A 13699-nucleotide genomic window follows, 5' to 3' on the forward strand; every position below is an offset into this window, starting at 1 on the left:
CGGGTTACGCGCCTTGTTCGGCGGATCGATTATTTCTGCACTTGCCACGCCATGCCGCCGCGTTGCTTTTGTTCCGCCAGCGCGGCCTTCTCGATGCGCAAGGCATCCTGGAGTGTTGCCAGCGCGCCCTGATCGATCACCTGCTTGACGGTTGCGACGAGGTCGGGACGACGGCTCGCAATCGTCTTCGCAACCGCCTTTGCCCGCTCCATCAACTGATCGTGACCCACCACCTCGTTCACAAGACCAATGCGCAACGCGGTTGCCGCGTCGATCGGCTCGCTCGTCAGGCTGATCTGCTTGGCCCACCTCGGGCCCACGATATAGGGCAGCCGCGCTGTCATGCCGCCGCCTGCGAGCGCGCCGATTTTCGTATGCGTGTCGGCAAAGCGCGCTCGCTCGGACGCAAGGATGAAATCGCATCCCATTGCAAGCTCGAACCCGCCGGTAACGGCGGCGCCGTTCACCGCCGCGATCACCGGCTTGGTGATGTGCGGCCACATGTCGATCATTTCTGCGACTCGCGCGCGCGGCGCATCGGGCGCGGAGAAGTCATTGAGGTCGAGCCCCGAGCAAAAGGCCGGATCGGCGCCCGTCACGATCAGCACGCGCAGGCTTTCGTCGGCTTCGAAGCGGCGCAGTGCTTCGACCAGCGCTTCGGTCAACGCAAGGTTCAGCGCATTGCGCGCCTCGGGCCGGTTCAGTGTAAGCGTGAGAACAGCGTCCTCACGCGTCGTGCCGAGCAGATCGGTTCTTGTTGCGTCCATGGCAGTGCCTCGATAAGGTTCAAGCCGTCGCCGCCAATGCCTCGTGTTGAATCTGGCACGCGTAGCGATTCAGGTGATAGTCCATGTTGCCGAACAACGCGTCGAGCACGAGATGGCGGCGATAGTGATGACCTACCTTGTATTCGTTCGTGATGCCATAACCGCCGTGCAACTGAATGCCTTGCTGCGTGACGAACTTCGCACTGCGCGTGGTCTGCGCCTTGCAGCCTGAGATCTCCACGCTTCGCTTCGTGCTGTCCTCGCTGAGCGCAAGCAATGCACGGTGCAGTGTTGCGCGCGCCTGCATGGCATCGATCGCCATGTCGGCCATACGGTGTTGCAGCGCCTGGAAGCTGCCAATTGGAACGCCGAACTGCTTGCGTGTTTTCAGGTAGTCCGAAGCGAGTTCAATGGCGTCTTCCATATCGCCCACCAGTTCCGCGCAAATCGCAACGATGGCTTCGTCAACTGCGGCCTGTAGTCCTTCGTAAGCGCGCCCTGGCTCGCCGACGACATCGGCATCTGCCACGATCACGCCATCGAGCAGCAGATCGGCCGACGGCGTGCCGTCGAGCAGTGCGCACGTCTTGAGCGTCACGCCCGCCTGCTTCGGATCGACGAGAAAAATACCGATGCCGTCCTTGTCACCGGCCGCACCCGCGGTGCGAGCGACGACAAGCAGCCGGTCGGCAACGGGTGCACCTACCACGAGCGTTTTGTAGCCGTCCAGGCGCCAGGCGCCGTCTGCCGTCTTCTGCGCCGTGGCCGTGACGTAGTGCACCTGGCCTCGCGCCTCGCGCTCGCTGTGCGCGACCGCATAAACGGCTTCGCCGGAGACGATTTCCCCGAGCATGGTTTCGCGCTGTCCTTCGCGCCCGCAGCGCGTGACGAGCGAGGCCGGAAACACGCCACACATCACGTAGGGTTCGAGCACCAGTGCGCGCCCGATCTGCTCGGCCACGATGGCGCTCTCCACCGGCGAGAAACCGAGCCCGCCCATTTCCTCCGGCACCGCGATGCCAAGCCAGCCCATTTCTGCGAGCACGCGCCATGTCTCACGCGAGAAACCGCCGCGTTGCGAAGCCAGATTGCTGCGATGTTCGAACGTATAGCTCTTTTGCACGAAGCGCTGCGCGCTTTCCTGCAGCATCCGCTGTTCGTCGCTCAACTCGAAGTCCATGCTGCACCCTCTATCTACCGGCAATTGATGCGATCACCCGTAACGGGGATCGACGGCTGTTCCTGGATCGACGCAGGCGTCACAGATCGAACATCGCCTTCGCGATGATGTTGCGCTGGATTTCGGCCGTGCCGCCGTAGATCGTGCACGCGCGCCGGTAGAAAACCTCGGCGGCGAGGCCCGGCGCGTATTCGGGCCCGATAAACGACGCGTCGCGCAGTGCACGTTCCTCGTTCGGATCGGGGTAGAACACGGCGCCGTAGTCGCCAATCACCTCCAGCAACATCTCCGTGAGCTTCTGGTGAAGTTCCGAGCCTCGCACCTTGAGCATGGACCCGATTGCCATGCCGCCGCTACGCTCGTCGATCCCTTGATGCAGAATCTTCTGCACCGCCATATCGATCGCCCGAACCTCCAGTTCATGCTGCGCGAGACGCGAGGCAAACGTGGGGTCCTGGATCAATGGCCTGCCCGCCGCGCGCTCGCGCGACGCGTAGTGCCGGATCTTGCGCAGATAACGCTTGAGCGCCGGTGCTTCGGCGCCGAGGAACGCACGTTCGTTAAAGAGCAGAAACTTCGTATATCCCCAGCCTTTATTCACTTCGCCGATCAGGTTTTCGGCGGGCACGCGCACGTTGTCGTAAAACACTTCGGCCAGGTGATGACAACCGTCGAGCGACCCGATGGGCCGCACTGTGACACCCGGCGTCGCCATGTCGAGCAGCAGGAATGAAATGCCCTTCTGCGGCTTCGCTTCGCTGTCCGTTCGTACCAGCACGAAGTTCCATTGGCCATAGGCGCCAAAGCTCGTCCAGATCTTTTGTCCGTTGACGATGTAGTGGTCTCCATCGCGAACCGCCGTCGTGCGCAGCGACGCGAGATCGGAGCCCGAACCCGGCTCCGAAAAGCCCTGCACCCAGAACACTTCGCCGCGCTGAATCGGTGGAAGAAAGCGGCGCTTCTGCTCTTCGTTTCCGAACTCGCAAATCACGGGTCCGACGAGCGATACACCCGCCTGATTCTGCGTTGGAGCGCCCGCCAGATAGCACTCTTCCTCGAAGATGTAGCGCTGCATCGCGGTCCAGCCCGTGCCGCCATCGGCGATGGGCCAATGCGGCACCGACCATCCGCGTGTTTCATGCAGAATGCGGGTCCAGCGCTGCGAATCGTCGTCGCCTGCGAGGAAGCCCTGCTGGCCGCGAAATGCCATATCCGCCGGCAGGTGCGCTTTGAGAAAAGCCCGCACTTCTTCGCGGAACGCAATGTCGGCGGGGTCTACGCGAAAGTCCATATTCTTTAGCTTCCAGCGTTTTCGATACGTTGAACAGGATCTGCTTCGGCAGCGCCGGCATTGCCGATCAGCGTGCGCGGCGTGGGCGGCATGCGATAAAGCTCCTCCACGACGCCGCGACGCCGCTCGAGCACGTTGCGCTGGCTAATCGCGCTCTTCGCGCTCAATTCACCGCTGTCGAGCGTTGGCTGCTCGCTTTCGAGCACAATGCGCGTGATACGGGCAGAACTGCCGCCGGGTCGCGCAGCGAGTTTGTCGATGCCCTTCTGGAAGAACGCCAGCACACCACGGCTGTTGACGATCTGATCGACGCTCGGCGTGAGCTCGTGAAGGTCGTCGCACAGCGCACGGCATGCTTCGACGTCGGGGAATACGAGTGCAGTCAGGTAATCGCGGTCGTGCCCCGCAATGACAATGTCGCGCGCATACGGGCCGAAAATGTTCAACGCGTGCAGACGCAACTCGGCGACGTTGACCCACGTGCCGGTGGACAGTTTGAAATTCTCCGCAATGCGGCCATCGAAGCGCAGGCCGAGTTCGATACGCTGCGGGTCGATGAAGGTTGCGGCGTCACCGGAGCGGAAATAGCCCTCCTCGTCGAACGAGGCGGCGGTGCGCTCGGGATCTTTCCAGTACCCGGGCGTGACACAGTCGCCAAGGAAGCGGATTTCCAGCTTTGCGCCAACCGGCGCCACCTTCACTTTGACGCCGGGCACGGGCAATCCCGCGATCGCCTCGCGCCGCGGATCCCAGGCTGCCGACATCGGCGTGGGGCCCGCTTCCGTGCCACCGATGCCCGACATGATGAGCACGCGCTGGCCTATCGTGCGTACGGCGAGTTCGTCGAGTTCGGCCCAGATGTACTCCGGCAGACTTGCGCCGCCGTAGTAGATCAGCGCGAGCTTGCTGAAGAATTTCTCGCGCAATGCCTTGTCGGCCTGAAGATGCGGAATGAGCGAGGCCAACCCTTGGGGCGTATTGAGGTAGACCACCGGCGCGATTTCACGCAACGCCTGCACAGTCGGGCCGATTTCCTCCGGCGTTGGCTTGCCGGGGTCCAGGTAGTACGTGCCCCCTCCGTACAGCACCATGCCGAAGTTATGCGTGCCGCCGAAGGTGTGATGCCACGGCAGCCAGTCAACGAGATCCGGCGGGCCGTCCTGAAGAAACGCGAACACCTGCGCGACCTGCTGGCGATTGCTGCACAACATGCGCTGCGGGTAGATCACACCCTTCGGTGCGCCCGTCGTACCCGAGGTGAACATGATCTTGCCCACCGTGTCCGGGCCCACTGCGTTGAACGCCTTTTCGACATCGGCGGTAACCGGCGTCTTCAGCCACTCCGCGACACGCGAACCGGCCCGGCCCTCCGGCAACGGGCCGACGACGACGCACTCCACGTCACCGAATACCTCGCGCAATGCGCGGCCATACTGCGCGCCGTCGTCCGCGAACACGAGCCCAGGTGTGCACACGGCCGCCAGTTGCTTGAGCTTCGAAAAGTCCTGCGATAAAAGCGAGTACGCGGGCGTGACCGGAATATAGGGAATGCCGACGTGCAATGCGGCAAGCGCAAAGAGCGCATGCTCGAAGCTTCGATCCGAAAGAATCATCAACGGACGCGACTGGGACAAACCGCGATCGAGCAGCGCCTGCCCCAGCGCACGCGCACCGTCGAACGCCTGCTTATAGGTGAGGGACTCCCACGACTTGCCGTCCGGCGTGCGGCGCGCGAGCAGCGCGCGCTCGGGCGTAACACTCGCCCAGTGTTCGAGCCGCTCCGTCAAGCGGACGGGATACGGTTCGAGCGGTTCCTTCAGTGCGTACACCACGCTGCCATCGGGTCTGCGCTCGACAATCGCTTCCATGCTGCCAAGGCGAATCGGGCGAAACGGTACATCCATGAGGGCATCGTGCGAAGCCGTACCTGCATCCATCTGAATCGTCCTGTTGTTATCTGGCAGGCCATGTCCTGAGAGCGTTCGCATCATCTTCCAGCAGACGCAATTCTTGCAGCTCCATAGCAACCAATAATTGAACGTTGATCATCATGTTGAACCAGCATAACGCGAAATCGAACGGACGTCTATCCGGTTGTCACCCGCAAGGAAACTCAGATGCGCAACTCGCATCTGACGCGAATACGCGTCGAAATGCGCGGCTCGATCGCATCCTTGCGCACTGCACAATAACGTGGACATAAAACAAGAAATGCGCTAATTTATGAATGTCATTCATATTGTCAAACGAGACGCGCAGGTCGTAGCCGAGCGCCGGATCAAGGAGCCATCATGTCGGATGAGGTTGTCGTCACCGCTGCCGTTCGCACGGCGATTGGAGATTTTGGTGGTGCCCTGGCGAGCGTTCCGCCTACGCAACTTGGCGCGACGGTCGTTCGCGCGCTGCTCGACCGCACGAATCTGCCGGGCGACGATGTCGGCCACGTGGTGTTCGGCAATGTGATCCATACGGAGCCTCGCGACATGTACCTCGCGCGCGTGGCGGCGCTAGAGGGCGGCGTGAGTGCGGGCGCCCCGGCGCTGACACTCAACAGGCTGTGCGGCTCCGGCCTCCAGGCCATCATTTCCGCCGCCCAGGCCATCGCGCTCGGCGAGACCGAAATCGCCATCGGCGCAGGCGCGGAAAGCATGTCGCGCGCAGCGTACGTTGCCACTAGCGCGCGTTGGGGCTCACGCATGGGCGACATCCGCCTGATCGACATGATGGCCGGCGCGTTGACGGACCCGTTCAGCGCTTGCCATATGGGCGTGACGGCGGAGAACGTCGCGAAGAAGTACGGCGTTTCGCGCGACGACCAGGACCAGCTCGCCGTCGAGTCGCACCGGCGCGCCGCACGAGCCATACATGATGGCCACTTCCGCGAGCAAATCGTGCCTGTAGCACTCCGCACGAAAAAGGGCGACAGCGTGTTCGATACGGATGAGCATGTACGGCCCGGCACGACCGCCGCGGATCTCGCCAAGTTGCGTCCCGCATTCCAGAAGGACGGGACCGTGACGCCCGGCAACGCGTCCGGCCTCAACGACGGCGCTGCGGCAGTCCTGCTGATGGCGCGCCGCGCTGCCGAGCAACGCGGCCTTCGCCCACTCGCGCGGCTCGTGTCCTGGGCTCACGCAGGCGTCGATCCTCAATACATGGGCATTGGCCCGGTGCCTGCAACACGCAAGGCATTGCAACGCGCGGGCTTGACCGTGGCGGATCTCGACGTGATCGAAGCGAACGAAGCATTCGCCGCGCAGGCTTGCGCCGTCGCGAAGGAGCTGGAATTCGACAGCGCCCGGGTCAATCCAAACGGCTCGGGCATCTCGCTCGGCCATCCGATCGGCGCGACCGGCGCCGTCATTGCGGTGAAAGCGATTCACGAGCTGCACCGTTGCGGCGGCCGCTATGCGCTCGTCACGATGTGCATCGGCGGCGGCCAGGGCATCGCAGCAGTCTTCGAACGCATTTAGCGCTACACGCAAGCGGCCATTCATTGAATCAGAGGGAGTGACGTGGTACGCCCCGAACAGTTGCTCCACGCGCAGCGCCAACCCGTTTCACCGCGCCCGGCGGCAACGATGCTGTTGCTGCGCGACGCTCAATACAAAGGTGCGCCGGCCATTGAAGTGCTGATGACGCGGCGCTCGGCGCAAGCGAGCTTCGCACCGGGCGCCTTTGTCTTCCCTGGTGGCGCGATCGATCCGTCCGATGCACGCATCGCCGCGTGCGCGTCGCGACGCGGCACGCAAGACGAAGCGCAGGCAGTTCAGGCTGTGGCCGCCATACGCGAGACATTCGAGGAGCTAGGCGTGTTGCTCGCGCGGCGAAGCGATGGCGCGTTCGTCGACGACAGCGATATGGCGACGCTCGACCGAAGCGCGGCGATCGGGGAACATTGCGCGCAGCGAAGCCTCACGCTCGCCGCCGACTGCATTTATCCGCTTGCGCATTGGATCACCGACCGCGACCTGCCTCGGCGCTTCGACGTGCAGTTTTTCGTGGCGCGCATGCCTGCCGGACAAACCGCTGTCGCGGATGGCGCCGAGCAATTCGAACCGGTGTGGGTCAATCCCTCCGACGCCCTCGCGCGCCACGCTGCGGGCGACTTCGCCATGATCTTCCCAACCGTGCGCACGCTCGAACGCCTTCGTTCGTTCGACTCGGTCGAAGCGTTGCTTGCTGCATGCGCCGGTGAAAGACCGCTGTGGAGCAGTTGTCCGCGCGGTGGCCTGAAAGCCGGCAACGTCGTGCGTTGCATGGAAGGCGACGCGCCGTACGGGGAGCTTCGCCTCGTGTGCCCTGATGGCCAGGTACTTCACGCGCTCGACTGGCGATCAACCGAGGCCGTCCCGCTGCTGAAAAACGTGATGCGGCTGACCGTCGCGAACGGCGGCATGATGACGGGACCCGGCACGAATAGCTATATCGTCGGCACAGCGGCAACCGGCTTCATCGTGATCGATCCGGGGCCTGACGATCAGGCGCACCTCCAGCGCATTCTCGCCGCAACGGGTGGCGACATACGCATGATCGTCTGCACGCACTCGCACGCGGACCACGCGCCCGGCGCGCGGCCACTGCAAGCCATGTGCGCGAACAAGCCAGCGATCCTCGGCCTGCCGTCCGGGTCCTTTGCGAGGGCGAGTAGCCATTTCGTCCCGGACCGCGAACTGCGCGACGGTGAATGGCTCGCGCTTGCCTGTGACGGCGAGACACATCGATTGCTTGTCGTTCCGACACCGGGGCACGCGAGCAACCACGTGTGCCTCGTCCTCGTCGAGGACGGATTGCTGTTCAGCGGAGACCACATCCTCAATGGAAGCACGACCATCATCGATCCGCCCGACGGCAACATGACTGCGTACCTCGCGTCGCTGGACCGGCTGGACGCGATCTGCGCCGAACATGAGATCGACTTCATTCTGCCTGCACACGGCTACGTGCTCGACCGCGCGCGTGAGCAGATCGCGCGCCTCAAGGCGCACCGCATGGCGCGGGAAGCAAAGATCGCGCAGGCAGTGAAGACACTGCCGAACGGCTCGATCGATGACTGGCTACGCCATGCTTACGACGACGTACCGGCAAAGCTCTGGCCAGCCGCGGCCCGCTCGCTGCTTGCTCATCTCGAACGGTTAGACGAACAAGCCCCGCGTTGCTGAATGCAAACTGCCTGCGCGCGCCCGTTTTCAATCCGGGCACGGGCAGACGATTCGAAAAGCGCCTTAGCGCACGCTCAGTTATCTTCTGCAAATGCGGCCAGCCGGCCGTGAATGAGTGCGCGCGCCTCAGCAACCATCCGGCTCACGAGTTCCGCGCAGGTGGGAATATCCTCGATCAGCCCGATCGCAAGACCGGCAGGGAACGTCCCATCTTCCGTATCCCCCGTTTCGTACATACGCTTTCCGCGCTCGCCACTCACGAGTGGTTTGAGATCCGCGAACGTCGCGCCTTCCTTGTATTCGAGTTCCAGCACCTTCTCCGCAACTGAATTTCTGAAAATGCGCGAGGTGTTCTTCAGCGTGCGGAAAATCAGCGCCGTGTTGCGCTCGTCGTTCTCGACCAGCCTGCGCTTGACGTTCTCATGAATCGGCGCTTCCTGCGTGGCCATGAATCGCGTGCCCATGTTGATGCCGTCCGCACCGAGCGCGAGTGCGGCGACCATGCCGCGCGCGTCGGCAATACCGCCCGATGCCAGCATCGGAATACGCAGCTTCGCGGCGGCCGCGGGCAACAGAATGAGGTTGGGCACGTCGTCTTCGCCTGGGTGGCCGGCACATTCGAAGCCGTCCACGCTCACGGCGTCACACCCCAATGCCTCTGCTTTCAGCGCGTGCCGCACGGAGGTGCATTTGTGGATGACCTTGATTCCCGCAGCCTTGAACGCCGGCATGTGCGGCTCGGGATTACGCCCCGCCGTCTCGACCACCTTCACGCCGTTCTCCACGATCGCTTGCACGTACTCATCGTACGGAACCGGTTTGATCGTCGGCAGAATCGTCAGGTTCACCGCGAACGGCTGGTCCGTCAACGATCGAACGCGGCCAATCTCGTTGCTCAGCGCCTCCGGCGTGGGTTGCGTGAGCGCGGTGATGGTGCCGAGCGCACCGGCGTTCGAGACGGCAGCGGCCAGTTCCGCGCGGCCCACCCACATCATGCCGCCTTGAACGATGGGATATCGAATCCCAAGCAACTCTGTAATGCGCGTTTTCATGTACTGATCCTGTGAATGTAAGTGCAACCTGCTTCTGCAGCGCGCGGCACGTCGAGCGAGGTACACGCGTTTGTATTTACGAACACCGTGCAATTATATACACTTTATTCACGTTGCCGATACGGGTGCGCAGCACACGCGCACGCGCGTCGGATTGCACGAGGCATGAATGATCAGGAGAGTTGATGAACACGCGAGACAAAGAAATTGGCACTGAAGTAGCGTCGGCTCGCCCGACGCGCGATCAGGCGGAAGAAGCCGTGCGAACGCTTATCCGATGGGCGGGCGACGACCCCCAAAGAGAAGGTCTCACTCAAACACCCGCACGCGTCGCGCGCGCGTATCGCGAGTTCTTCTCCGGATACGAATCCGATCCGATGCAGATTCTTGCTACGACGTTCTCCGAAGTGGATGGCTACGACGAGATGGTGGTGCTAAAAGACATCCGCTTCGAAAGCTATTGCGAGCACCATATGGTGCCCATTATCGGGCGCGCACACGTTGCTTACCTGCCCGAGCATCGTGTGGTCGGCATCTCCAAGCTTGCTCGCCTCGTCGACGTGTATGCCAAGCGTCTGCAGATTCAGGAGAAGATGACCGTTCAAATCGCCGATGCGTTGAACACGGTGTTACAGCCCAAGGGAGTTGCCGTGATCCTCGAAGCCGCGCATCAGTGCATGAGCACGCGCGGCGTGCATAAACCCGGCGCTTCGCTGGTGACGAGCCGGATGCTGGGTGCGTTTCGCGACGATCCCTCAACGCGCCGTGAGTTTCTGTCGATCGTAGGCCACAGCACGATCATGCCGCTGCCCAATAGCTAAAAAGCCAACGTCGGCTCCACGCCGACGTTGGCTTGCATGAGATGCTGGTTATTCGTGACGAGCTTCGCGCGACGCTTACGCAAGCCCCTAAACCTCGCTGGGCTGACGTGTCGTGAGAGGCCGCTCGTAAGAAACGTCTTCGCGATTTCTCGAACTCACGCCATTGCTCATCAAGACTTCGCGCCAGGCAGCAGGCACTACGGCAGGCGTGAGCTCGTTGATCGCCTCCGAGATGCAGACGCGGGCGGCAATCGCCCACACGCCATTGCGCTTTTCGAAGCGGTCGACATAGCGCCCCACCGCAAGCGTGTCCGGCTTGACGCGATTCTCGCCGAAGAAAAGCCAGTACGTTTCCCCGTGCGCCTCGTCGCCCTGCAGTTCGACACTGTGATTGAAGACCATGTGGTGGTGCGAGAGCTGATGCTCGGCATGGTACGCAAAGGCCCAATCTACGAATTCCTTTGCATTACCAACGAATGCGCCGTGGTCATCGATCCCATCCGGATGGTACGCTGACAGCGTCAACTCACGGTCCATGCGGTCGACCCCGCGGCAATAGCGGTGCACGCATTCGAGTATGGCCTGTTTGTCCAACAGCGCTTCCAAGCGTGCGCTCAGCACTTCGTTCATGGTTTCTACCGTTAGTAAGTCATAGCGACGAAAAAGACCACCGCGCCGATCACCGCGCCAATGAAGCAATACCCTTCACCTGTCGACAAATCGGTTTCCTCTTCCTGCGCGCGACTCGCAATCGCACACCCAACGAGGCCCGCGAATGCCGTTGCACCGAGCACGGCAATCGTCATCACAACGTCGAACAGCGCCGAACGGCCCAACTCTTCCATGCGCAAGTTGCGTTGCAGCAGCCAGATCGCCGCCGCCGAAATCGACAAGAGGATAAGCGGGAGCCATACCTTGCGCGCTTCTCGAGCGCGCTCGCCAGCCATCGTTTTCATCGTGCCGCCCCCTCCATGCGCAGCTTGCCGAAGATACGGTGCGCCATCGCACCCAGCGCACGCGCCGCCCGATTCGATTGTTTTGCGCGATCCGATTCGTCCGACGAGGGAGGATGGCTGCCAGCAGGCTGGCGCCGATGGTGGAACGTGTAGTCCGCGAGAGGGCCACGTAAATCGCTGTCGAGCAGGTACATCGCATGTCTCCGATCAGGCTTGTGCCACGCGGGCGCATTCGTGGCGCCTCTATGTCGACATCGTAGGTGACGAAGTTCCGTTATGCAACAACTCGTTCAATTAACTGTGTCGGTGTTTTCACCAGCCGCCAGGGCGTAGCGTGCAGCGTATGCGCGAGCGCAAGCTACGCACACGGTCAATTGTGCGCAACGGATCGTATGCAATTTGGGCAAAGCAAAAGGCAGCCCAGGCCGCATCGCCGATGCGGCTTCGCAACGCGAAAAACGGGCCGCCGAGGGGCGATCAGGAAACCTGGAAACCGCCGTCGACAGCCAGGAGCTGGCCGGTGACATAGTCCGATGCCGGCGACGCAAAGAACAGCACGGCGCGCGCGATATCGGAGGCGACGCCAATGCGGCCCAGGGGCATACGGCCGGGCTGCGTAATCGGGCCGCTTGCCTGATGGACCTTGGTCGATGCAGCTGCGCCCTCGGTCGCCACGCCGCCGGGCAACACTGCGTTCACACGAATTGCGTCTGCTGCAAATTCGAGAGCAGCCACTTTGGTGAGATTGTTGACACCCGCCTTCGATGCGCCGTAATCGCCGTTGTCGAAGATTACGGGCTGCAGCGAAGCCACCGACGAGATATTGATGATGGAACCGCCGCGCTTGGCCGCTTGCATGCGCTTGATCGCTTCGCGCATGCATAGGAAGGTGCCGCGCAGGTTCACGCCGAGTACCTTGTCCCACTTCTCGGCCGACGTTTCGACGAATTGCGTCTTCGGATAGATACCCGCATTGTTGACGAGAATGTCGAGACGCCCGAGCTTTGCCTGAACGGTTTCGTACATCGCAAGAATCGAAGATTCATTGCCGATGTCCACCTTGACGGCGATCGCCTTACCTGAAGCGCTTTCGATTTGTTTGACCGTTTCCTGCGCCGCTTCCTCGTTCAGGTCCGCCGCGACCACAGCGGCGCCGGCCGACGCCAGCAACAGCGCCGTCTCGCGGCCGATACCCGAACCTGCCCCTGTCACCACCGCCACTTTCTGATCGAGACTGAAAAGACTCGCCACATTCGTGCTCACTGCTCCTCCTTTGGCTCGCCATGCGAGCGGGTTGTTTTGTGAACGTCATTCGCAAAGATAAACACCCCATCGTGGGGTGTCAAGGTGAACGCAGAAACGAATGGCGCGAGGAGCAGCGAGAACGAATCGGTGCAACGGTGCTGTTGTGAGTGTCAAGCCAGGGGCGGCGACGCGATTTCGCGCATGATGTCGAGCATCGAGCGGTGCCAGGGCTTGTGGGGTCTATCCGCCCACACCAGTGATACTTCCGTTTCGCCGGAAGCCGGAACATCCTCAATGTCAACGTAAGCAACGCCTTCCACAGGCAAGTATCGCGCCGAGTCCAGCATCAAACCGACACCCAGCTCGTGAGCGACGAGGTTGAGCATCGTATAGGGGTGGCGAGCCTGCTGGGTCACTCGCGGCGACAAGCCCTCCTCGCGCCGTGCTGCTTCGAACGCGGCGAACAGCGGTTGCGACATCTGCTGAGGGAACATGATGAGGGGATATCGAGCGAGATCCGCGATGCGAATCGAACGCTGCGTCGCGACCGGCCATTTCGCGGGAACCGCAGCCACCACGCGCAGGCGCTCGATCACCACGCTTTCCAGACCCGAGACGTCCGCCGCGCTGGTTACGACCACGCCCAGGTCGATGCTGCCGTTTTTCACGCTCGCGACAGTCAGGGCACTACCACGCTCGATCAACCGGACATCGACGCCCGGCCATTGCTTGCGCAGCCCCTGAATGGCGAGCGGCATGATGCGTAGGGCGCACATCGGCACGAACGCCACGCTCAAGCTCGCCAGTTCATCGGCTGCCTGACGCACCCGCCGCTCGGCCAATTCCGCCTGCGCGATGAGCGGCTTGGCTTCCGCGAGCAAGGCGGATCCCGCGGGCGTGAGGGTCACACCGCGCGGCGTGCGTTCGAGCAGCTTGATGCCAAGCTGTTCCTCCAGCCGCATGATCGACTGGCTGAGCGGCGGCTGAGCCATGCCAAGGCGTGCAGCCGCACGCCCGAAGTGCTGGGTCTCCGCAACCGCTACAAAGTGCCTGAGATGCCGCAATTCCATGGCTTGATATGACTTCGATATTTAGGGTGCCGCCAGCATATCGCCTTTGTCCTATTGCGGTGCACTGCGGATGAACCCTGGTCACATTGTTGAACGCAGGTGGTATCGGGTGCATGCGGACTTGACGTAGACCTGCGTTAAACATACATTTTTGA

General features: G+C 62.2%; 13 protein-coding genes. 3 read left to right on the forward strand and 10 right to left on the reverse strand.

Annotated features, from left to right (window positions below; all coding sequences use genetic code 11):
- Nucleotides 1–29 precede the first annotated feature (29 nt).
- From AB3X98_RS15750 to AB3X98_RS15765, 4 genes are all read right to left on the reverse strand, one after another.
- Nucleotides 30–767, reverse strand: coding sequence for an enoyl-CoA hydratase (locus AB3X98_RS15750; protein WP_368602268.1), 738 nt, complete (start codon nt 765–767; stop codon nt 30–32).
- Nucleotides 768–786: 19 nt separating this feature from the next.
- Nucleotides 787–1947 (reverse strand): acyl-CoA dehydrogenase family protein, encoded by a 1161-nt coding sequence (locus AB3X98_RS15755; RefSeq protein WP_069266505.1) that lies wholly within the window; start codon nt 1945–1947, stop codon nt 787–789.
- A 79-nt stretch (nt 1948–2026) separates the two neighbouring features.
- A complete protein-coding gene (locus tag AB3X98_RS15760) occupies nt 2027–3238 on the reverse strand; it encodes an acyl-CoA dehydrogenase family protein (RefSeq protein WP_368602267.1) in 1212 nt (403 codons plus the stop codon).
- Nucleotides 3239–3243: 5 nt separating this feature from the next.
- Nucleotides 3244–5175 carry an AMP-binding protein gene (locus AB3X98_RS15765; RefSeq protein ID WP_368602266.1) on the reverse strand — a complete coding sequence of 644 codons (1932 nt, stop codon included), beginning with the start codon at nt 5173–5175 and terminating at the stop codon, nt 3244–3246.
- A gap of 354 nt (nt 5176–5529) precedes the next feature.
- Here AB3X98_RS15765 and bktB point away from each other — a divergent pair, with 354 nt between their 5' ends.
- Together bktB and AB3X98_RS15775 are read left to right on the forward strand one after the other, a co-directional pair.
- Entirely contained in the window at nt 5530–6711 is a 1182-nt protein-coding gene (gene bktB / locus AB3X98_RS15770; protein WP_368602265.1) for a beta-ketothiolase BktB, read from the forward strand.
- A 42-nt stretch (nt 6712–6753) separates the two neighbouring features.
- Nucleotides 6754–8400: an MBL fold metallo-hydrolase gene (locus AB3X98_RS15775; RefSeq protein ID WP_368602264.1), complete on the forward strand. Its 1647-nt coding sequence runs from the start codon at nt 6754–6756 to the stop codon at nt 8398–8400.
- A gap of 74 nt (nt 8401–8474) precedes the next feature.
- On the opposite strand, the gene AB3X98_RS15780 is transcribed toward AB3X98_RS15775, so the two are convergent.
- Entirely contained in the window at nt 8475–9452 is a 978-nt protein-coding gene (locus AB3X98_RS15780; RefSeq protein ID WP_368602263.1) for an NAD(P)H-dependent flavin oxidoreductase, read from the reverse strand.
- Between the two features lie 185 nt (nt 9453–9637).
- Here AB3X98_RS15780 and folE point away from each other — a divergent pair, with 185 nt between their 5' ends.
- Nucleotides 9638–10273, forward strand: coding sequence for a GTP cyclohydrolase I FolE (gene folE / locus AB3X98_RS15785; RefSeq protein WP_368602262.1), 636 nt, complete (start codon nt 9638–9640; stop codon nt 10271–10273).
- Between the two features lie 87 nt (nt 10274–10360).
- Here folE and AB3X98_RS15790 read toward each other — a convergent pair whose 3' ends face one another.
- The 5 genes from AB3X98_RS15790 to AB3X98_RS15810 form a co-directional block, all read right to left on the reverse strand.
- Nucleotides 10361–10903 (reverse strand): nuclear transport factor 2 family protein, encoded by a 543-nt coding sequence (locus AB3X98_RS15790; RefSeq protein ID WP_368602261.1) that lies wholly within the window; start codon nt 10901–10903, stop codon nt 10361–10363.
- An 11-nt stretch (nt 10904–10914) separates the two neighbouring features.
- The gene (locus tag AB3X98_RS15795; RefSeq protein ID WP_368602260.1) at nt 10915–11229 is read right to left on the reverse strand and encodes a hypothetical protein; all 315 of its coding nucleotides are present in this window, start codon (nt 11227–11229) and stop codon (nt 10915–10917) included.
- A complete protein-coding gene (locus AB3X98_RS15800) occupies nt 11226–11423 on the reverse strand; it encodes a hypothetical protein (RefSeq protein WP_368602259.1) in 198 nt (65 codons plus the stop codon). Before AB3X98_RS15800 ends, AB3X98_RS15795 begins: the two co-directional genes overlap by 4 nt.
- A 283-nt stretch (nt 11424–11706) precedes the next feature.
- Complete coding sequence (locus AB3X98_RS15805) at nt 11707–12492, reverse strand: glucose 1-dehydrogenase (protein WP_254353343.1); 786 nt, start codon at nt 12490–12492, stop codon at nt 11707–11709.
- A gap of 152 nt (nt 12493–12644) precedes the next feature.
- Nucleotides 12645–13544, reverse strand: coding sequence for a LysR family transcriptional regulator (locus tag AB3X98_RS15810; protein ID WP_368602258.1), 900 nt, complete (start codon nt 13542–13544; stop codon nt 12645–12647).
- Nucleotides 13545–13699: the final 155 nt, after the last annotated feature.

The organism is Paraburkholderia sp. BR14312 (assembly GCF_040948675.1).
GTDB classification, from domain to species: Bacteria; Pseudomonadota; Gammaproteobacteria; order Burkholderiales; family Burkholderiaceae; genus Paraburkholderia; species Paraburkholderia nodosa_A.

Bases quoted from the DNA above. Each gene is read 5' to 3' on its own strand.
- AB3X98_RS15750 (WP_368602268.1), bottom strand. From the start codon at position 767: ATGGACGCAACAAGAACCGATCTGCTCGGCACGACGCGTGAGGACGCT.
- AB3X98_RS15755 (WP_069266505.1), bottom strand. From the start codon at position 1,947: ATGGACTTCGAGTTGAGCGACGAACAGCGGATGCTGCAGGAAAGCGCG.
- AB3X98_RS15760 (WP_368602267.1), bottom strand. From the start codon at position 3,238: ATGGACTTTCGCGTAGACCCCGCCGACATTGCGTTCCGCGAAGAAGTG.
- AB3X98_RS15765 (WP_368602266.1), bottom strand. From the start codon at position 5,175: ATGGATGCAGGTACGGCTTCGCACGATGCCCTCATGGATGTACCGTTT.
- bktB (WP_368602265.1), top strand. From the start codon at position 5,530: ATGTCGGATGAGGTTGTCGTCACCGCTGCCGTTCGCACGGCGATTGGA.
- AB3X98_RS15780 (WP_368602263.1), bottom strand. From the start codon at position 9,452: ATGAAAACGCGCATTACAGAGTTGCTTGGGATTCGATATCCCATCGTT.
- folE (WP_368602262.1), top strand. From the start codon at position 9,638: ATGAACACGCGAGACAAAGAAATTGGCACTGAAGTAGCGTCGGCTCGC.
- AB3X98_RS15790 (WP_368602261.1), bottom strand. From the start codon at position 10,903: ATGAACGAAGTGCTGAGCGCACGCTTGGAAGCGCTGTTGGACAAACAG.
- AB3X98_RS15795 (WP_368602260.1), bottom strand. From the start codon at position 11,229: ATGAAAACGATGGCTGGCGAGCGCGCTCGAGAAGCGCGCAAGGTATGG.
- AB3X98_RS15800 (WP_368602259.1), bottom strand. From the start codon at position 11,423: ATGTACCTGCTCGACAGCGATTTACGTGGCCCTCTCGCGGACTACACG.
- AB3X98_RS15810 (WP_368602258.1), bottom strand. From the start codon at position 13,544: ATGGAATTGCGGCATCTCAGGCACTTTGTAGCGGTTGCGGAGACCCAG.